This window comes from Autumnicola tepida (assembly GCF_031846485.1).
Taxonomy (GTDB): Bacteria; Bacteroidota; Bacteroidia; order Flavobacteriales; family Flavobacteriaceae; genus Autumnicola; species Autumnicola tepida.
Genome location: NZ_JAVRHQ010000012.1, coordinates 63,634 through 84,701 on the forward strand (window position 1 = coordinate 63,634; position 21,068 = coordinate 84,701).

At 41.8% G+C, this 21,068-nt stretch carries 15 protein-coding genes; 2 read left to right on the forward strand and 13 right to left on the reverse strand.

The annotated features are described in order from the left end of the window. Window positions 1-17: 17 nt before the first annotated feature. The 9 genes from ruvB to RM553_RS11110 form a co-directional block, all read right to left on the reverse strand. Window positions 18-1,040, reverse strand: coding sequence for a Holliday junction branch migration DNA helicase RuvB (gene ruvB / locus RM553_RS11070; protein WP_311535063.1), 1,023 nt, complete (start codon window positions 1,038-1,040; stop codon window positions 18-20). A gap of 117 nt (window positions 1,041-1,157) precedes the next feature. After that, window positions 1,158-2,981 carry a cytochrome c oxidase subunit I gene (locus RM553_RS11075; RefSeq protein WP_311534993.1) on the reverse strand — a complete coding sequence of 608 codons (1,824 nt, stop codon included), beginning with the start codon at window positions 2,979-2,981 and terminating at the stop codon, window positions 1,158-1,160. Window positions 2,982-3,001: 20 nt separating this feature from the next. Further along, window positions 3,002-4,168 carry a cytochrome c oxidase subunit II gene (locus tag RM553_RS11080; protein WP_311534994.1) on the reverse strand — a complete coding sequence of 389 codons (1,167 nt, stop codon included), beginning with the start codon at window positions 4,166-4,168 and terminating at the stop codon, window positions 3,002-3,004. Between the two features lie 32 nt (window positions 4,169-4,200). Continuing rightward, on the reverse strand, window positions 4,201-5,589 hold the full coding sequence (locus RM553_RS11085; protein ID WP_311534995.1) for a quinol:cytochrome C oxidoreductase: 1,389 nt from the start codon (window positions 5,587-5,589) through the stop codon (window positions 4,201-4,203). A 25-nt stretch (window positions 5,590-5,614) separates the two neighbouring features. Next, window positions 5,615-6,328, reverse strand: coding sequence for a c-type cytochrome (locus RM553_RS11090; RefSeq protein ID WP_311534996.1), 714 nt, complete (start codon window positions 6,326-6,328; stop codon window positions 5,615-5,617). 11 nt (window positions 6,329-6,339) lie between these two features. Then, entirely contained in the window at window positions 6,340-6,861 is a 522-nt protein-coding gene (locus RM553_RS11095) for a DUF3341 domain-containing protein (RefSeq protein ID WP_311534997.1), read from the reverse strand. 5 nt (window positions 6,862-6,866) lie between these two features. Then, the gene (nrfD, locus tag RM553_RS11100) at window positions 6,867-8,672 is read right to left on the reverse strand and encodes an NrfD/PsrC family molybdoenzyme membrane anchor subunit (RefSeq protein ID WP_311534998.1); all 1,806 of its coding nucleotides are present in this window, start codon (window positions 8,670-8,672) and stop codon (window positions 6,867-6,869) included. 30 nt (window positions 8,673-8,702) lie between these two features. Continuing rightward, window positions 8,703-11,774 (reverse strand): TAT-variant-translocated molybdopterin oxidoreductase, encoded by a 3,072-nt coding sequence (locus RM553_RS11105; protein WP_311534999.1) that lies wholly within the window; start codon window positions 11,772-11,774, stop codon window positions 8,703-8,705. 47 nt (window positions 11,775-11,821) lie between these two features. Further along, complete coding sequence (locus RM553_RS11110; RefSeq protein ID WP_311535000.1) at window positions 11,822-13,192, reverse strand: c-type cytochrome; 1,371 nt, start codon at window positions 13,190-13,192, stop codon at window positions 11,822-11,824. A 224-nt stretch (window positions 13,193-13,416) separates the two neighbouring features. Between RM553_RS11110 and RM553_RS11115 the strand changes: the two genes are divergently transcribed. After that, window positions 13,417-13,806 carry an SPOR domain-containing protein gene (locus RM553_RS11115; protein ID WP_311535001.1) on the forward strand — a complete coding sequence of 130 codons (390 nt, stop codon included), beginning with the start codon at window positions 13,417-13,419 and terminating at the stop codon, window positions 13,804-13,806. A gap of 75 nt (window positions 13,807-13,881) precedes the next feature. On the opposite strand, the gene infB is transcribed toward RM553_RS11115, so the two are convergent. From infB to rimP, 3 genes are all read right to left on the reverse strand, one after another. After that, a complete protein-coding gene (gene infB / locus RM553_RS11120) occupies window positions 13,882-16,650 on the reverse strand; it encodes a translation initiation factor IF-2 (RefSeq protein WP_311535002.1) in 2,769 nt (922 codons plus the stop codon). A gap of 62 nt (window positions 16,651-16,712) precedes the next feature. Then, a complete protein-coding gene (gene nusA, locus RM553_RS11125) occupies window positions 16,713-17,948 on the reverse strand; it encodes a transcription termination factor NusA (protein WP_311535003.1) in 1,236 nt (411 codons plus the stop codon). Window positions 17,949-17,960: 12 nt separating this feature from the next. Further along, entirely contained in the window at window positions 17,961-18,422 is a 462-nt protein-coding gene (gene rimP / locus RM553_RS11130) for a ribosome assembly cofactor RimP (protein ID WP_311535004.1), read from the reverse strand. A gap of 164 nt (window positions 18,423-18,586) precedes the next feature. On the opposite strand from rimP, the gene RM553_RS11135 reads away from it, so the two are divergent. Beyond that, the gene (locus tag RM553_RS11135) at window positions 18,587-19,414 is read left to right on the forward strand and encodes a universal stress protein (RefSeq protein ID WP_311535005.1); all 828 of its coding nucleotides are present in this window, start codon (window positions 18,587-18,589) and stop codon (window positions 19,412-19,414) included. On the opposite strand, the gene RM553_RS11140 is transcribed toward RM553_RS11135, so the two are convergent. Continuing rightward, a complete protein-coding gene (locus tag RM553_RS11140; protein ID WP_311535006.1) occupies window positions 19,411-20,919 on the reverse strand; it encodes a hypothetical protein in 1,509 nt (502 codons plus the stop codon). The genes RM553_RS11135 and RM553_RS11140 overlap by 4 nt on opposite strands. Window positions 20,920-21,068 lie beyond the last annotated feature (149 nt).

The window sequence follows — 21,068 nt, forward strand, 5'->3', positions numbered from 1 at the left end:
TAATAATGAGCATCATTTTAAAAAAGGCCGCCCTGGATATTCCCCTTTATCCTACCAAGGTGCTTATAGGCAGCCTCGGTTACTTCGCGACCGCGCGGCGTCCTGTAAATAAATCCCTGCTGGATAAGAAAAGGCTCGTATACTTCTTCAATGGTTTCGGCGCTTTCACTAACAGCTGTGGCCAGAGTAGTGATTCCCACCGGCCCGCCTTTAAATTTGTCTATTATGGTGCTGAGGATCTTATTATCCATTTCATCAAGCCCATGCGCGTCTACATTAAGCGCTTTTAGCCCGTATTTTGAAATTTCCAGGTCAATCTTCCCGTTACCTTTAATTTGTGCAAAATCACGTACCCTGCGAAGCAGCGCATTGGCAATACGCGGAGTGCCCCGGCTGCGTCCCGCAATTTCTACGGCCGCATCTAAAGTAATGGGCACCTTTAAAATATCGGAGCTGCGTTGTACAATATCGGAAAGCAACTCGGTGGAATAATATTGCAACCTGCTGGAAATACCAAATCTTGCCCGCATGGGGGCAGTAAGCAGGCCAGATCTTGTGGTGGCGCCAACAAGCGTGAACGGATTGAGATTGATTTGAACCGTTCTGGCATTGGGACCGGATTCAATCATAATATCTATACGGTAATCTTCCATTGCCGAATACAGATATTCTTCTACCACCGGGCTTAACCGGTGAATTTCATCTATAAAAAGTATATCCCGCTCTTCCAGATTGGTAAGCAAACCGGCAAGGTCTCCCGGTTTGTCCAGTACCGGGCCCGAAGTAACTTTAAGGCTAACGTTAAGCTCATTTGCCAGGATATGGGCAAGCGTGGTTTTTCCCAGTCCGGGAGGCCCATGGAACAGGGTATGGTCTAAAGCTTCTCCCCGTAAATTTGCCGCCTGAACAAAAACCTTCAGATTTTCAAGCACCTGGTCCTGACCTGCAAAATCATCAAAATTAAGCGGACGCAATGCTCTTTCAATATCAAATTCTTCCGGCGAAAAATTCTCCCCGGTAGGATCAAGATTTTCGTTCATCATTATTTTTTAATACAGGAAAGGTGTTTCTTCCGGCAATTTCTTCCGAACAAAGATAAAAGAAAAAAGCCTCTCCGGTTAAGAAAAGGCTTTTGTATGAAATATGAAAACTTAATTCTAATGATTGAGTTCTTCTTCATCTTTTTGAAGCGGAACGGTTTGCGGCACGAAATCCTGCCCGGCAATTACGTAATTCCCGTCTTCATTGGTTTTACTATAGTCGTAAGCCCAACGATACACTGAAGGAATTGCCCCAGGCCAGTTGCCGTGGATGTGCTCCACGGGAGTAGTCCATTCCAGGGTATTTGACCTCCATGGGTTTTGAACAGCCTTTTTTCCGAAGAACATCGAGCTGAAGAAATTGTAGATAAATACCAGCTGTACCAGAGCCGTAATGATTGCCGAAACGGTAATGATCACGTTAACATCGGCAAGGTCATCAAAATATGGGAAAGCGGTATTGGTGTAATACCTTCTTGGAAGGCCGGCCATACCAATAAAGTGCATAGGGAAGAATACCCCGTATGCGCCAACGGCAGTTACCCAGAAGTGTATATACCCCATATTCTTGTTCATCATTCTTCCGAACATCTTTGGATACCAGTGATAAACCCCGGCGAACAAGCCGTATAAGGCCGAAATACCCATTACCAGGTGGAAGTGTGCAACCACAAAGTAAGTATCGTGAACATTAATATCCAGCGTTGAATCCCCAAGGATAATCCCTGTTAAACCACCGGTGATGAAGGTAGAAACAAGTCCGATCGAAAATAACATTCCCGGGTTCATCTGCAGGTTACCCTTCCATAAGGTGGTGATATAGTTAAAGGCTTTTACTGCGGAAGGGATCGCGATAAGCAAGGTTGTAAAGGTAAATACCGAACCAAGGAACGGGTTCATACCCGATACGAACATATGGTGCCCCCAAACAATGGTTGAAAGGAAAGCAATCGCAAGTATAGAGGCAACCATCGCACGGTAACCGAAAATTGGTTTACGGGAGTTGGTCGCGATAATTTCCGAAGTGATCCCCAAAGCAGGAAGGATTACAATATAAACTTCCGGGTGGCCCAGGAACCAGAAAAGGTGTTCAAACAAAACAGGAGAACCTCCCTGGTGCGCTAAAACTTCCCCTTCAATAAAAATGTCACTGAGGAAAAAGGAAGTTCCAAAGCTACGGTCCATTATAAGAAGCAAAGCCGCAGAAAGCAATACAGGGAACGAAACCACCCCGATAATTGCAGTTACAAAAAATGCCCAGATGGTAAGCGGAAGCCTTGTCATAGACATTCCCTTTGTTCTAAGGTTAAGTACGGTTACAATATAATTTAAGGAACCAAGAAGTGAGGAAGCAATAAAAACTGCCATAGCAACCAGCCACAGCGTCATACCCGTACCGGAACCGCTAATGGCCTGGGGCAACGCACTAAGCGGAGGATAAATGGTCCATCCCGCCATTGCAGGGCCCGATTCCACAAAAAGAGAGCTTAACATGATAACGCAGGACAGGAAGAACAACCAGTAAGAAACCATGTTCAAAAATCCTGATGCCATATCCCTTGCCCCAATTTGAAGCGGAATAAGAAGGTTACTAAAGGTACCACTTAAACCTGCAGTTAATACGAAAAATACCATTATGGTACCATGTATTGTAACCAATGCCAGGTAAATTGAAGGGGACATTACTCCATCTGGTGCCCATTTCCCCAGCAGCACGTCAAAGATCCAGAAAGACTGTTCCGGCCATGCCAGTTGTATCCTGAAAAGAATAGACATGGCTATCCCAATTATTCCCATTATAAGCCCGGTGATAAGATATTGCTTGGCAATCATCTTATGGTCCTGGCTAAAAATATATTTTGTTATAAATGTTTGCTTATGATGATGTCCATGATCGTCATGATGATCGTGAGCCGCTACGTTTGTTGCTATTGCTGACATACCTATACTTCTTTAATCTTTTAATTTTCTTCTTCCTGATTCCTTGCCTCTGTGGTTTCCAATACTTCAGCAGGCGCATCTATTGGTTCCTCCTGCTGCCCTTGTGCCTCATTTTCTTCAGCATCCTGGGCTGCCATGGTCTCACCAAAAGTTTGTTGTTCTGCAAGCCAGGCCTCATATTTTTCCGGGCTTTCCACAACAATCTTCATTTGCATATTATAGTGAGCCACCCCGCATATTTTATTACAAAGCAGGTAATAATCAAATTCATAAGAGTCTAAAGGAGATTCTCCGTTAGCAACAAGCGCTGTACTGTTTTCCCTTCTTATTTCATTAATTCTTCTCACTTTCTCTTCCATATACTCGCTACTCCTCATTTCTTCGGAAGTAACCGTTGGAGTAAATCCAAATTGGGTAATCATCCCGGGAACAACATTCATTTGAGCCCTGAAATGTGGAAAATATGCTGAATGCAGTACATCCTGTGACCTTAATTTGAACAATACAGGCCTTCCCACAGGTAAATGTAACTCGGTGGCCACAATATCGTCTTCAGCATAAGAATCATTTTCATCCACTCCCAGCTGGTTCACACCTTCAATAAAACGCACGTTTGCTTTACCAAGGGTATTATCGTCTCCCGAATATCTGGCAGTCCAGCTAAATTGTTTTGCGTAAAGTTCAACAACCAAAGGATCATCATCCTCATTAACATTCATAATATTAGACCAGGTGAATAATCCGTATAGAATTAAACCGGCAAGAACCACAACAGGAATGATGGTCCAGATAAATTCCAGACGATCATTATCTGCATAAAAAAGGGCTTTTTTGGTCTTATTCCCCCTGTATTTATATCCAAAATAGAAAAGTAGTGCCTGCGTAATTACCTGCACGGTCATGATAACCGCAATAGAAATAAACATAAGGTTATCGTACTGTGACCCGTGTTCTGAAGCCGCTGCCGGCAAATAAAAATTACCGTAATACCAGAAGCAGTAAATCATCAGAATAAAGAACAGGATCACAAATATCAAAAGGTTAAGCCCCTGCGTGCTGTTATCCTTGTCTGTGGCAACTTGCGAACTCTCTACATCCGGACCTTTGGATAACTGGAATATCTTCGACATCTGCCAACCAGTGAGGGCAAGAAGCGCTAGTACTATGATTACTAAAAATACGGTCATTTTATATATTCTTCTTTAAACAATCAATCTAATTAATAATGGTAATGCTCACTTTCCTTAAGGAACGGGTTACCTTTTGGATAAAGCGACTCTTTGGCCAGGCCGCTTCCCACAACAAGGATAAAAAGACCAAGGAAAAACAATAAACCTCCTATTTCTGCAATTCCAAAGAACCAGTTAGCGCCAACGGTAGATGGCATTATCAAAAGATAAATATCTATATAGTGACCAACAAGAATCACTAAACCGGCAATGGTTATAATTATTGGCAGCCTTTTATAATCACTATTCATAAGGAGTAAGATAGGGAATACAAAATTAAGCACGAGCATTCCAAAAAACAACAAATTATACTCCTGAATTCTTAATATGAAATAGGTTACTTCTTCAGGAATGTTGGCATACCAGATCAACATAAACTGTCCAAACCAAAGGTAGGTCCAGAATATACTGAAAGCGAACATGAATTTAGCAAGATCATGCAAATGGCTGTCGTTCACAAAACTTAAGTAACCCGCCCTTCTCAGCAAAATAGTCACCAGGGCAATTACTGTTATTGCAGATACAAACATACTCGCAAAAACATACCATGCAAAAAGGGTACTGTACCAGTGCGGAGTCATACTCATAAACCAGTCCCACGCCATCATAGATTCTGTTACTATAAAGAACAAGAGGAAGAAAACGGCTCCTTTAAAGCTCTTTTTATACGGCCTTAAATCGTCTCCGGTTGCTCTTGCCTGTTCCAACGAGAATTTTCTTGAAAAGAACCTGTAGAGGTTCCATCCCACTATATAGATTATCGCCCTTATGACAAAGAAGGGAAAATTAAGATAACCTGACTTCGCCTGTAATATTTTATCTTCTGACACCAGTTCTTCATTCTGCCACGGGAAGAAATGCGTACCGGCAAAAATAACTATAAGCGCTACAATAATAGATCCAGGAAGCAGATATGAAGTAATTCCTTCAATAACCCTGAACAAAACCGGCGACCATCCCGCCTGCGCGGCAAATTGAATAGCATAAAAAACCAATGCCCCCAACGCGATCATAAAAAAGAAGAAGGCAGAAACAAAAAGCGCAGACCAAGGTTTGGTTTCCAACTGGTGCAGGACATGCTCATAATGCGCTGTCTCTCCATGCTCCCCATGAGCCTCTTCTCCGGCCCGGGTTTCCACCCCATGTGCGTTTCCTTCTTCGCGCCCTCCCTGCATATGTGCCTGTCCTGATGCTTCAGGTTCATGTCCCATAACATCGGTAGAACCTTCTTCAGCACCATGATGACTTTCAGCAGCCAACATTTCCTTTACTTCCTCTATACTTGAAGGCGCAGCTATAAAACCATAAATCAGGCCTATGGCACCAACAACCATAAATATAATTGCTGTTATTTTTAACTTACTGGATAGCGTGTACATATTACTTGATCTAAATGCTTTATTCTTAATTTTCAGTTTCGTCTGCCTGCTGCCCCTGAGATTGTCTTTCAACAGAAACCTCCTGATCCTCCTCCGGAAGAATTTCGGTTATCTCTGCTTCAGAAGGAATAAGGTTTTCTTCGGCAGGACCCTCTACTTCTTCAAACTCCCTTTCCGGCTTTCCTTCCAGGTTATCCTTAAGGCTCATTACGTAATGATCTATAAGCCATCGCTCCACAATACTCGTTTGGGAAGCATAAGAACCCATATTGTTAAGCCCGTAATACATTACATGATATACACTACCTTCTGTAATCGCCCTACCGGCATCATCATAAGCAGGTATTCCTAATATCTTTTCCCGTTGCGCAAGGATTCCCTGGCCATCACCATTGTCTCCATGGCAAACTGCACAGTAAATTGTATAAAGCTGTTTCCCTTCATTAAGGTTATCTTCAGTATAAGGCAAAGGGTTTTTTAGGTTAGCTTTAGCGGCCGCCATCCCTTCTGCAGTATTCTCATAAGGATAAGGCATCCATCCCCTGGGAATAGAACCTTCCACAGGCAATTTTGCTTCCTGCTGATTTTGGAATATATCATACTCGCCATAAGCTTCATAGCTTACCGGCGCATACATATCTGGCATATACTGGTAATTTGGACTGTCCTTATCTGCACAGGAAATGACCATGCCAGCCAAAAGAAACATTACTATAGATTTATAGAACAAATTCTTCATCAGATCTACTATTATTCAATTAATTTAATTTCGGAAGCCCCGGTATCATAAAGAAACTTCGTAAGGTCATCTACATTATGACTGGCCGCATCCACTTCAACAAGAAAATGATCATCTGTAGTCCTAAAATCAGGATTTTCAGCTTTTCTAAAAGGCCATAGTTTACTTCTCATGTAAAAAGTGATCACCATAAGGTGAGCCGCGAAAAATACGGTAAGTTCAAACATAATAGGCACAAAAGCCGGCATATTTTGTATAAAGGTAAAACTTGGCTTACCTCCAATATCCCTTGGCCAGTCCTCGATCATCATAAAATTCATCATCCAGATGGCCACACATAATCCTGTAATCCCATAAAGAAAGGAAGTAATTGCAAGCCTTGTTGGGGCAAGACCCATTACTTTATCCAACCCGTGAACAGGGAAAGGAGTATAAACTTCGCCAATATGATAGCGCGCATCACGAATTTGTTTTACCGCCTGTAAAAGCAAATCGTCATCTGTATAAATAGCGTGTATAGTTCTTGAAGCCATCTTGATTACCTGTTTTTAAATTTTGTTGCCTGAGCTGCCCAGTCTCCCCTACGGTCTGCTGAAGGGAATGGATCTATAACTTCGTTTAGCAACACAAAATCATTCTCGGTTAAATTACTAACCTGTTCAAAAGTGTATATTCCAACCTGGTGCAGGTGCTGTTCCAGTAAAGGACCAACTGCTTTTAGTTTGCCAAGATCATCGGCAGACTGAGTGGAAGGATCATAAACACCTATTCTCTCCAGCATCTCATCCAACCTGCTGCGGGTAACTTCGGATATGGTAAGGGCATCTGCATTTACCGTTTCAGTATGATGCTCCTCTTCGTCATTAAACTGCTCTGTAATTCTTTCATCAATATTAGATGCAGGCTCTTTGGCCGTTGGATCTGAATCTACATGTACATGGCTTACATCATCCCCATGCTCTGCACGTAACCTTTTGTATTTATCTCCGGAAGATTTAAGGATTGTCTTAACCTCTGCCTGCGCAATTACAGGGAAATTTCTCGCGTAAAGAAGGAACAGCACAAAGAAGAAACCTATGGTTCCAATAAATACCCCAATATCTACAAATGTTGGTGAGAACATTGCCCATGAAGACGGCGTCCTACTTTTACTTAAATCTACCACGATAATGTTGAAACGCTCAAACCACATCCCGATGTTGATAATAAGCGCAACTATGAAAGTCCATAAAATATTCCTTCTAAGGCTTTTCACCCATAAAGTAAGCGGCACCACAAAGTTACAAATGATAAGCGCCCAAAATGCCCACCAGTAAGGCCCGGTAGCAGCTCCAAAAGAAAGATAGGTGTAGTTCTCGTAACTACTTCCTGAATACCATCCAATAAAATATTCTGTAATATAAGCTATGGAAACAATCCCACCGGTTAACAGGATCACCTTGTTCATATATTCAATATGAAGGAGGGTAATATAATTTTCCAGGTTGGAAACCTTTCTCATAATGATAAGCAGTGTCTGCACCATCGCAAAACCGGAGAAAATCGCACCCGCAACAAAATAGGGCGGGAAGATGGTACTATGCCATCCCGGCACCACAGAGGTAGCAAAGTCAAAAGATACAATGGTGTGTACCGAAAGTACCAGCGGAGTTGCCAAACCTGCAAGAACCAAGGAAACCTCTTCAAACCTTTGCCAGTCCTTTACACGACCACTCCATCCAAAACTAAGTATTCCGTAGATTTTCTTCTGAAAAGGCCTTACTGCCCTGTCCCGCAACATCGCGAAATCAGGAAGAAGCCCCGTCCACCAGAACACCAGCGATACAGAAAGATAGGTGGAAATTGCAAATACGTCCCAAAGGAGCGGCGAGTTAAAGTTTACCCACAAAGACCCGAACTGGTTTGGAATTGGAAGTACCCAATATGCCAGCCATGGCCGCCCCATGTGAATAATAGGAAACAACCCGGCCTGGAAAACGGCGAAAATGGTCATTGCTTCCGCAGAACGGTTAACCGCCATTCTCCATTTTTGACGGAAAAGAAGAAGTACCGCAGAAATAAGTGTTCCCGCGTGTCCAATACCTACCCACCATACAAAGTTGGTAATGTCCCAGGCCCATCCAATGGTTTTGTTCAAGCCCCAGACTCCAATACCGGTAGATACCGTATAAACAATACAGCCTATTCCCCATAAGAATGCGACCAGTGCAATTGAAAACACAATCCACCAGGCTTTATTTGCCCTTCCCTCTACCGGAGCAGCAACATCTACACTTACATCGTGGTAAGATTTATCTCCGGTAACTAGAGGCTCTCTTATAGGCGCTTCGTAATGTGACGACATATTCTTTTAAAATTGATTCTTAATACTAATTTATGACTCCGAAGTGTTCCTGATTTTTACCTGGTAAACCACATTTGGCTGTGTACCCAGTCCTTCAAGGTTATGGTACATTCTTTCGTCAGTTACTTTTTCAAAGATACGGGTATCGTGATCGTTCACATCCCCAAACACAATGGCTCCTTTATCACAGGCCAGAGAACATGCGGTCTGGAACTCGCCATCTTCAACAGGACGACCTTCCCTTTTGGCATCTAAAATTGTCTTTTGTGTTCTCTGAATACATAGAGAACATTTTTCCATTACTCCTCTGGAACGAACTGTAACGTCTGGATTCAATACCATTCGGCCAAGGTCGTTATTCATATGGTAATCAAATTCATCATTTTCAGCATACGTAAACCAGTTGAAACGACGAACTTTATAAGGACAGTTGTTTGCACAGTATCTTGTACCAACACAACGGTTATAAATCATTTGGTTTTGCCCCTGGCGCCCGTGATTAATCGCCGCAACTGGACAAACAGTTTCACAAGGTGCATGGTTACAGTGCTGGCACATTACCGGCTGAAACACTACCTGCGGATTATCGTAAGAAGGCGTCTCCACTTCACGATAAGTTTCAAATAATGGCAATTCTTCAAGGTTTTCCTGTTCCTCCACAAAAGTATCGGCAGCAGAATAGTACCTGTCAATACGCAACCAGTGCATATCCCTGAAATTTCTCACTTCCTCTTTCCCCACGACCGGTACATTGTTTTCAACATGGCAGGCGATAACACACGCGCCACATCCTGTACAGGCATTCAGGTCTATAGACATATTAAAATGATGGCCTATAGAACGATCAAAAGAAGTCCAGATATCTGCACGGTCTGAAGTAGTTGGAATTTCCTGGTGATCATAGCTCACTTCAGGTTTTGGGTTCCAATGTTCTGCTTCAGTAGTATTATATTCGTGAAGGGTAGCTTCCTTGATGATATCGTCCCTGCCAGCAAGGGTTCCCTGTAGCTGAACACAGGCAAACTCATGGATTCCCGGAGCTTTCTCTATTTTTACATTTTGATGCGCCTTAAAGTTTTGATACAATGGAAAAGCATTCACCCCTACCTGCATCTCTTCCTGGATGGATTCTTTTTTCCCGTAACCAACAGCAAGGGAAACAACACCTTTAGCCTGCCCCGGCTGTATATATACCGGAACATTTTTTACCACGCTGTCTCCAACCTGAATATTCACATAGCTACCATTAAGAGCGCCATTGGATACAAAATAGTTCTCCAAGCCTAAAGCCTTGGCATCTTCGCTGGACATTTTCAGGTAATTATCCCAGGAAGCTCTTGTTACAGGATCTGGCATCTCCTGCAACCACGGGTTATTGGCCTGTTGCCCATCACCCATTGCCACAGAAGTATAAAGCTCAAGCTGAAGGCCTTCTCCTTCACCAGCAGCTGTAAGACTTGAAGCCGCGGCAGAGCCAGAATTCATCTGAACGCTTCCGGCTGTATCTGGCAATTGCGGCACTGCAGAAGTATCCTGCAGCTCAAAAGTACCATCATGCAAAGCAGTAAACCATCTGTTTCCACCCAAAATACCACTCCACATATCTTTCAGATATTCGTAGTAATTTTGGGAATTACCAGTCCACCTTAGCAGGGTATCCTGGAATTGCCTGGTATCGAATAATGGCTTTATTGTTGGCTGGGTTAAACCGAATTGTCTTCCGGTGAACTGAACATCTCCCCAACTCTCTAAATAATGAGGTGTAGCTCCTACAAATTCGCAAAGTTTGGCGGTTTCATCCATCTTCATTGAAAACGTAACAGCAAGATCTACATTTTTAAGACCTTCAACAAACTCTTTAGCATTAGGCAAGCTGTAGGCCGGGTTCACACCCATAACGATTAAAGCTCCTATGCTCCCGGAGTTCATATCATCTACAAGGCGCGCCACTTCCGCCGCATTTCCCTGTCTCACCATCACAGGATTTTCAGTATCCATTACAGCACTGTTCATAGCCTCATTGATTTCCAGCACAAGGGTTTGGGCATCATTATCAGGAATTCCTGAAACAACAACCCCGTTTCTTCCGGCTTTACGTAATTGAGAAGCCGCTTTAACCACTGCATCATCCAGCCTTGGGGAAAGATCGCTTGTAGAACCTCCTCCAACAACATAACCATGCAAAGCAGCTAAAACAGCTTTTTGCTGGGATAATGTTACAGGAATACGCTTATCTGCATTAGACCCGGTTAAGCTCATATTAGATTCAAACTGAATATGACGGGACATTTTACCATTTTTAGGCACTCTTCCTCTTGCGTACTGAGAGTCGAACCCTCCACCCTGCCAGTCACCAAGGAAATCTGCTCCCACAGAAACTATAGTTTCAGCCTTTGAAAAATCGTAATTTGGCAAAGCCCGCTTTCCATATTTTGCCTGAAAAGCATTCAAAGCGAAATCTTCAGAAAAAGCATCATAAACCACATGCCTCACATTTCCATATCTTCCTGAAAATTCATTGATAAGTTTAGCAGTAGAAGGACTGGCTGTTGTTGAAGTAAGCAAAGCAATTTCACCATTTACATTATTCAACCTGCCTGTTACGCTACGGTCAAACTCTTCCCATGAAATATTCTGACCTTTCGCGGTTGGCCTTCTAAGCCTGTTTTTGTCATATAAAGATAATACCGACGCCTGCACTCTTGCGTTAGAGCCGGTACCAGCCATTGTATTTACTTCAATCTTGATAGGCCTTCCTTCACGGGTTTTAACCAAAACCCCCGAAAAATCAAACCCATCTGCCATTGTAGTAGCGTAATAATTTGCCACACCTGGAACAATACGATCTGGCTGCACCACATACGGAATAGACTTAACCACAGGCCCTTCACAAGCAGCAAGGGTTGCCGCCGCTGTACTAAACCCAATATATTTAAGGAAATCCCTACGGGAGGTTTTTGAACCTTCCATAGACTCCTGGTTCCCCAGAAATTCCTCCACAGGTATTTCCTCAGTAAATTCCTTTTTTTGGAGCGCCTCAACAATAGAGCTGTTTTCCTTTAGCTCTTCAACACTTTTCCAGTATTTCTTGTTTGATGACATATATTTAAATATTACTTTCTTAAAAAATTATTTTACCAGAGCACGTCCTAATAGTGACACTTACCGCACTCGATACTACCCATTTCTGCGGCAGTTATCTCTTCTACTCCGTATTTTTTAGCTAACTGGGCATGAATTTTTTCATAATAGTCATTACCCTCCATTCTAACTTCTGTTTCCCGGTGACAGTTGACACACCAGCCCATAGTTAATGGCGCATATTGATAAACCACTTCCATTTCCTCTATAGGACCATGACACTTCTGGCACTGCACCCCAGCCACTGTTACGTGCTGTGAGTGATTGAAATAAGCAAAATCCGGAAGATTATGAAGTCTTTCCCATTTTACAGGTTTTACATCACCACTATAAGTCCTGGAAGCAGGATCCCATCCCACAGCGTCATATAGCTTGGCAATTTCACCGTCATAAAATTCTTTTGAGTATTCTTCTGTAGCAGTCTCTGGCGCAACTTCTGAAATAGCCTTATGACAGTTCATACAAACATTAAGGGAAGGAATACCAGAAACTTTAGAAACCCTGGCAGAAGAGTGACAATATTTACATTCTATCTCATTATCCCCGGCATGTATTCTATGTGAATAGTGAATAGGCTGGATTGGCTGATATCCCTGGTCTACTCCAACCTGCATCATCCAACCGTAAGCGAAATATCCAACAGCCAGCAAAACCACCACAGAACTTACTACAATCAGGAATTGATTTTCCACAAATGATTTGTAGATAGGTTTTCTTTTAGGTTTCTCAGGCAATACCACACCGCTTGCACTCGCGAAGTTCCTTAAGGTTTTGTTTACCAGAAATAATACCGCAAGCAGCATTACCAGAACAAAAACAAGGATTCCAAGAATTATATTTAAAGAAACGCCGCCACCTGAAGTACCTTGCCCGGCTCCCCCTGCTGGAGTTTGAGCCGCTGCGGGCTCAGGTTTAGGCTGCTCTACATAAGCAAGAATATCATTAATATCATCTTCAGATAACTGCGGAAAAGCAGGCATCTGGGTTTCGTTATATTCTTCAAAAATAGCGATCGCATCCTGGTCTCCTGACGCTCTTAGATTAGCATTATTATGCACCCACTTATAGATCCACTCCAAATCCTGGCGCGAAGTCACCCCATTTAAGGCAGGCCCGATAGATTCAGAATATGGCTTATGACAAGCAGCACATAAGGAATTAAAAAGCGATTTCCCATTGGAAGCATCACCTAAAGCGGCCCCGGCACCAGAACCTTCAGATTGCCCTCCTTCAGACTGTTCCTGCTGAGCAGCATCTCCATCCTGGGCCGATGCATCTGCCTGGTCCTGAGCAATCCCAATAACTGTAAACGAGAAAAAAAACGCTACTCCTAAAAGCAGTAATCGTGAAGTTGATTGGCGGTATTTCACCTTTTTCATATTGTAAGTTGAATTAACGTCTAAACTTTGGTACGGTTTTTCTACTAAAGCTACTCCAGCAAAAAACGCCATTTCGTACCCCTAAATTCGGTCACAAAAGTAAGATATAAAGTCGATTTTAGGAATGTTACAATAGTGTTAATCGATAATTTATATTAGTTCTAAATAATAATTAAGAACACTTTTAAGTTTTATATTTTACATTTGTTTCAAACACCATAACTATGAGAATTTTAGCTCCAAAAAAGATGATAATCGCCGCTTTTGTGGCCACTTTTTTTTATACGTCTTCCTCCGCCCAAACCGGAAATATTAACATATATCAGGATGAAAAAATCCCGAAACTCCTGGAAATAAAGACAGAAATGTCTAAGGAAAATCAAATCGGCGACCGGTATAAAATTCAGCTGTTTTATGGGGATAATAATGAGGCAAGCGAAGTCTATAAAGAATATACCAGCCAGTTTGAATACCCTGCAATTATCGACTACGAAACTCCAAATTATAAAGTTTACGTAGGAAATTTCCGAAATCGTCTTGAAGCGGACAGAGCTCTTCTGGCTATTAAAGAAGCCTTCCCCGGAGCTTTTATTCCGAAGCCAAAAAGGAAATAATTTCAGCCATTTATATAAAAGAAAAATGCCGCTCATTCCCGAGCGGCTTTTTTCTTTTATTGAGAATATCGAATGTTATTTCAATTTCTTTTTAACTTCTACTTCCCTGAAGGCTTCAACTACATCACCCTCCTTAATATCATTGTAGTTCTTAACCTGCAAACCACAATCATAACCTTTGGAAACTTCTTTCACGTCATCCTTAAATCTTTTCAAAGAAGCAAGTTCTCCAGTGAATACCACTACCCCGTCACGAATTAGACGGATTCCGGAACTTCTGTATATTTTTCCTGAAGTTACCATACAACCGGCAATTGTTCCGATTTTTGAAATTTTGAAGGTTTCCCTTATTTCAGCAGTACCGGTAATTTCTTCTTTCAGCTCCGGAGAAAGCATTCCTTCCATCGCATCCTTAAGATCGTTGATTGCATCATAAATAATGGAATAGGTTCTGATGTCAATTTCTTCCTTATCTGCAACCTGTCTTGCATTTCCGGCAGGACGTACATTAAATCCGATAATTACAGCATCTGAGGCTGAAGCCAGCAATACGTCACTTTCAGTAATTGCGCCTACTCCTTTATGAATGATATTCACCTGAATTTCTTCAGTAGAAAGTTTCTGGAAACTGTCTGTAAGAGCTTCCACAGATCCGTCCACGTCACCTTTCAGGATAATATTAAGTTCTTTAAATTCTCCCAGTGCAATCCTACGTCCAATTTCATCAAGCGTAATATGCCTTTGGGTCCTAACGGTTTGCTCACGCTGCAACTGAGTCCTCTTGGCAGCGATGTTTTTAGCTTCCCGTTCGTCTGTCATCACCTTAAAGGTATCACCTGCCTGAGGCGCACCATCAAGGCCAAGAATAGAGACAGGCGTTGATGGGCCGGCTTCTTTCACATCTTTGCCACGCTCATCCTGCATAGCCTTTATCTTACCGCTGCTCCTGCCCGCAAGTACATAATCTCCAATGCTAAGTGTACCAGACTGTACAAGAACAGTAGAAACGTAACCACGCCCACGATCCAGGTAAGCTTCCACCACAGTACCGGTGGCAAGGCGATCTGGATTAGATTGCAGCTCCAGGATTTCAGCTTCAAGCAATACTTTTTCAAGCAATTCCTTTACACCCATTCCTGTTTTAGCTGAAATATCGTGCGACTGGATTTTACCTCCCCAATCCTCTACCAGCAGGTTCATAGCCGCCAGTTTTTCTTTAATTTTTTCAGGATTTGCCGTTGGCAAATCAGATTTATTAATCGCGAAAACAATAGGTACACCTGCAGCCTGCGCATGCGAAATAGCTTCCTTGGTTTGAGGCATCACATCATCATCTGCCGCAATCACAATAATCGCGATATCGGTTACCTGCGCACCACGAGCACGCATCGCCGTAAAGGCTTCGTGACCCGGGGTATCCAAAAAGGCAATTTTCTGTCCGCCTTCCAGCTCTACTCCATAAGCACCAATATGCTGGGTAATTCCACCACTTTCGCCGGCGATCACATTTTCCTGACGAATGTAATCCAGCAAAGAAGTTTTACCATGGTCTACGTGACCCATTACGGTTACAATAGGAGCTCTTGGTTTAAGGTCTTCAGGATTTTCTTCTACTTCCTGAGTGGTTTCCTCTTCATCTGCGGTTACAAATTCAACTTCATATCCAAATTCCTCAGCAACAATAGAAAGGGTTTCAGCATCAAGCCTCTGGTTCATGGTAACCATCATCCCAAGAGACATACAAGCTGAGATCACTTTGGTAACCGGCACATTCATCATGCTGGAAATTTCAGTAACCGTAACAAACTCAGTCACCTTTAATGTTTTGCTTTCCAGTTCCTGTTGTGCAAGATCCTCTTCGGAACGTTGACGGTGCTGATCCCTTTTTCCTCTTCTATATTTAGCTCCTTTTCCTTTACCAGATTTCCCCTGAAGTTTCTCAAGAGTTTCCCTAACCTGTTTCTGAACTTCTTCTTCGCTTGGCTCTTCTTTGGCTATAGGCCTTGAACGCGGTTTATTGCGTCCTTTCCTGCCTCCACCTCCACCGGAAGCTCCAGGTTTTACATCTTTGCTAATTCTCCTGCGACGTTTTTTACGTTTGTCCTTATCGTCAGCAGCTTTTTTGTCGTCTTTTTTCTTTTCAGGTTTTTTGAACTTGGAAAGATCAATTTTTTCACCTGTAAAGTTTGGCCCCTCAAGTTTAGCGTAATTGGTCTTAAGGGTATTGGATTCTTCTTCCTTCTCGCCGGAAGCTTCTGTTTTATCTTCCTGTTTTACAGCTTCTTCCTTAGCCTGGGGTTTTTCTTCCTCTTTTGGTGTGGCAGGAGCTTCTTTTTCAGGTTTTTTCTCTTCTTCTGAAGTTGTCTTTTCCGGTTTAGCTTCTTCAGGCTCAGGAGTCTCTGCCGCGGGCTGTTCGGCTTTTTCAGGCTCTTTTTCCTTTTCAGTTTCAGAAGCGTCAGAAGTTCCGGGTTTTTTATCGAGGTCTATTTTTCCGACTTTTTTAGGCCCGGAAAGTTTAGCTCTCGCAGAAACAACTTCCTCCTCTTTCTCCTTTTCCTTTTTATCCTCAGCCTTGCGTTTATCTTCCAACTCTTTTTCGCGGGCTAAACGAATTTCTTCCTTCTCTTTCCTCTTTTCCTCTCCTACTTCTTTGGAAGCCACCTTTTTGCTTTTATCGGTTTGAAATTCGTCAAAAAGCACCTGATAGGTTTCAGGGGAGATTTTGGTAGTGGGACGCGCTTCAATGTCGTGGCCCTGGGAATTCAAGAATTCCACAGCCCGATCCAACGAAATATTGAATTCGCGTAATACCTTGTTTAATCGCATTGTTTTTGCTTCAGCCATAAATTGCCCTCTAAATTAACCTCTTTTTGTTTATTATAAAAAAATGTTCTGAATCCAAAGACTTATTCTTCCTCAAATTCTTCACGCAAAACCTGGAATACCGCCCTAACAGTCTCTTCTTCAAGATCTGTACGGCGCACAAGATCATCTACATCCTGTTCCAATATACTCTTTGCAGTGTCCAGGCCTATTTTAGAAAATTCAGCAATCACCCAATCTTCAATTTCATCTGCAAATTCACTCAATTCAACATCTTCCTCCACACCTTCTCTAAACACATCTATTTCAAACCCGGTAAGTTGTCCAGCCAGCCTGATATTATGGCCTCCACGGCCAATGGCCTTAGAAACCTCTTCCGGCCTCAACATTACCTCAGCCCTTTTATTCTCTTCATCTAATTTAATTGAAGTTATTTTAGCCGGGCTAAGAGCTCTTGTGATAAACAACTGGTCGTTGTTTGTATAATTAATCACATCTATATTTTCATTGCCCAATTCACGAACTATACTGTGAATACGGGATCCCTTCATTCCAACACAGGCACCAACAGGATCTATCCTGTCATCATAAGAATCTACCGCCACTTTTGCCTTTTCACCAGGAACCCTTACTACTTTTTTGATAGTAATAAGACCGTCAAAAACCTCAGGGATTTCCTGTTCAAACAGTTTTTCAAGGAAGCCGGGCGCAGTACGGGACATAATAATGGTAGGTTTATTACCTTTTAACTCCACACTCTCTATAACTCCTCGCACATTTTCTCCTTTTCTGAAGAAATCTGAAGGGATTTGCCTGTCTTTTGGCAGCACAATTTCATTCCCTTCATCATCAAGCAGAATTATCGCACGATGCCTGATGTGATGAACTTCTGCATTATATATCTCTCCTTCAAGCTCCTTAAATTGCTTGTAAATATTGGTATTATCGTGTTCATGGATCTTGGAAATAAGGTTTTGCCTTAACGCAAGAATCGCCCTTCTACCCAAATCTTTCAATTTCACCTCTTCAGAAACATCTTCCCCCACCTCAAAATCAGGCTCAATTCTTCTCGCTTCACTAAGCGAAATTTCCTGGTTGGGATCTTCCACCTCGCCATCGGCAACCACTACCCGGTTTCTCCAGATTTCGAGATCTCCTTTATCAGGGTTTACAATAATATCAAAATTATCATCTTCACCATACTTTTTCTTCAAAGCATTCCTAAAAACATCTTCTAAAATCGCCATCAAGGTAACGCGATCTATTAATTTATCATCTTTAAATTCTGAAAATGACTCTATCAAGGCGATATTTTCCATATCAATTTTTGATTAAAATGTTATCATAACTTTAGCTTCCACAATACCTGAATAGGACAACACAGCTTCTTTTTCCACGGTATGTTTTCCTTTTCCTACGGGTTTGGGTTCGCGGGTTTTCCACTTCAGGTGAATTTCTTCCTCATTTGCACTGGTTAATGTACCTTCAATATTATCATCGTTGGTTTTAACCTGCAATTTCCTTCCTATATTTTTTTTGTATTGCCGGGGCAGGCGCAGCGGCTCTGTGACCCCCGAAGAAGTTACTTCAAGAGAGAAATCCTCCTCTTCCCTATCCAGGTTGTGCTCTATGCTCCGGCTCACTTCTATACAGTCGTTTACCGAAATTCCCTGGTCACCATCAATCACAACTTTAATATTATTATTGCTGCTAATGTCAAGACTGATTAAAAATAAAGAATTATTTTTTTCGAAAGCCTCATTCAGCAAATTTTCTACTTTCTCCTGCAACATACTATTATAAAAAGAGGGGACTTTTCGTCCCCTCGCTGTACTTTTTAGTTTCAACGATGCAAATATAATAATAAAATCGGAGATAGAAAACCGCTTACGCAATGATAATTTATTCGTAAATTTATGATAATAAATACTTTCCAACCTTGCTAATTCAGGGCATTATGAAAAAAATCCTCGTTCCCACCGATTTTTCTGATCAGGCTGAAGTCGCATTAAAAGTCGCGGCGAATCTCGCCAAAAAGTTTGACAGCGAAATTTTCCTGCTCCACATGCTGGAATTACCGCTTCAACTCATCGATCCTGTAGAAGGAAGCTCCTCCCGAAACCTGCCGGAGTCCATTTTTTTTATGAAACTTGCCCACCAGCGTTTTGGCAAATTAATGCAGAGACCATTTTTAGAAGGCATTAAAGTTCATGAATCTGTACAATTTCACCAGGCTTTTGAAGGAATTAAAGATTTTAGCGAAGAAATTGACTGCGACCTGATTGTAATGGGTTCTCATGGTGCCAGCGGTTTTAAGGAAATGTTCATTGGCTCCAATACAGAAAAAGTGGTACGTTCGTCCCAAATTCCCGTGCTGGTTATTAAGAACAGTGATGCCGTTCTTAATGCAGAAAATTTCGTTTTTGCAACAGATGCATCGGCATCAACCATGCATACCGCACAAAAGGCAGTAGACTTTGCCAGGACATTGGGTGCCGCCTTACATCTTTTATACATCAACACTCCTAATGAATTTATAACTTCAAAGGAAGCCGGGGAAAGATTGAGAAAAGTTGCCGAAATCACAGGCACTCAGCCACGGTTCCATATTTATAATGACGTAAGTGTGGAAAAAGGGATCCTTAATTTTGCCGCCGAAAACAATATAGGGTTAATAGGTATAGGAACCCATGGCAGGAAAGGTCTGGCCCATTTCTTCAACGGCAGCATAAGTGAGGACCTGGTGAACCATGCGAGGCGGCCGGTAGTCACCTTCAAAATTTAAATTATAGTTTTTAAAGAACCTTTTCTCACAAAGATCCAGAGATAATTCCAGAAAGACTTGGTTTTCTCCCGGGTAACCGTGATATCCTTCAAATCCTTTTCCGCATCTGTGGTATTTTTCACAAAAACATTGGCAATAGCAGAGAGAAAATTATTCTTTTCCTGTCCATTATTCTTCAAAACCTCCACCTTAAAGTCATTATACGCTAATTCCAGGTCCCCGCCTGCCTGATCATCATCCCCGGAAAAATCGAAGATCAGGTCATCTATTGCCCCGGAAACTTTTACATTCATAGCCGGCGTGAGAAATTCATTAATTTCATCACTATCCAAATGCCCCAGGTTCCCGGACATTGTAAAATGGTCTGACACATCACTCACATCAAACTCCCAATGCACCTTTAATGCTGCTTTTTGGTACAGGTCTGTACGGACATCAATTTGTGTTTTTGGAAAACCGGATTTATCCATCCCTATATTGGTAAGATTATATATAGAGGCATAAAGATTGGAAAAGTCTACCGTTCCTGCAGGACGGTCAGCCTTTAATTTTTGGGTATAATTTATATAAGCACGATTAATTTCCAGGCTGTCAATCCCCACTTTTACCGGTAGCTCACGCAGCATCTGACTGTATAAATGTTTAGTCCGCGGATCATCCGGAGGTCGTTTATCCCTGTAAATTATAAGCTCTGCATCATTAAGCTCCATATACGGATTTTGAAACTGAAGGCTGTCATTTTTTATTTTCCAGGAAAAATCCTTCATCATTATTTCTCCTATAGTAAGGTCGTAACGGTCTTTTTCATAAGGTATATGGCGCTGATGTTCAACTTTACTGTACTTTGGGATCATCTTAATGTTCTTTACGCTTATTTTTCCATCTTCAGCATTAATGCTTCCAACGGTTAGGGTATGAAGATCATTCATCTGAAAAAATAAAGAATCACTTGTAATGCTATAGCCGTCATATTTAAAAGGCACAGGTCCTTTAAGGGTATTTTTGTTTACGGATACTTCCTGAAGCTTTATTTTACTGAAGGTTGTAAAAAGTTTTGCCACGGAATCTCCCTGGGATATTTTTACATCCCCATTATTAACAATAAGGTTCTTAATTAAAATATCCTGTTTAAAACCGGGGCTTTTCTTTTTTGATCCTGAAGAATCCTTTTTTGCCATTAATAGCACATGAGGCTCTGAAATGGTAAAATCTCCAACTATAATTTTATTGCTAAACAGGTATTTAATAATATCTATACCCTGAAGTTTTGCCTGGGCCACACTAATTGTTTTCCCTTCCATTCGAATTTGAACATTCTCAATACTCGCACTTTTATTCAGAAGGCTTACCTCAAGATTTTCATAGGAGGATTCTGTTTGTGAAAGTGCATCTTCCAGGCCTTTCTTTAATTTATTTTCAGCTATGTTGTTTACGACTAAAAGCAAAATCACCAGAAATACGATTACGCCAGCGATAATGCTAATTATTTTTTGAGTCTTATTCAAGTTGTCCTTATGGTTTTGAGTTTAAAAACAATTTACAATTTATAGTTATATCCAAATCCTCCTTAGGGGTTTTTAACTTTAATTGCAATCTTCTTTACTCCTGTTGTTAAATTTTAGTCAAACTTTTAAAACCAACGGAAAACAACTTG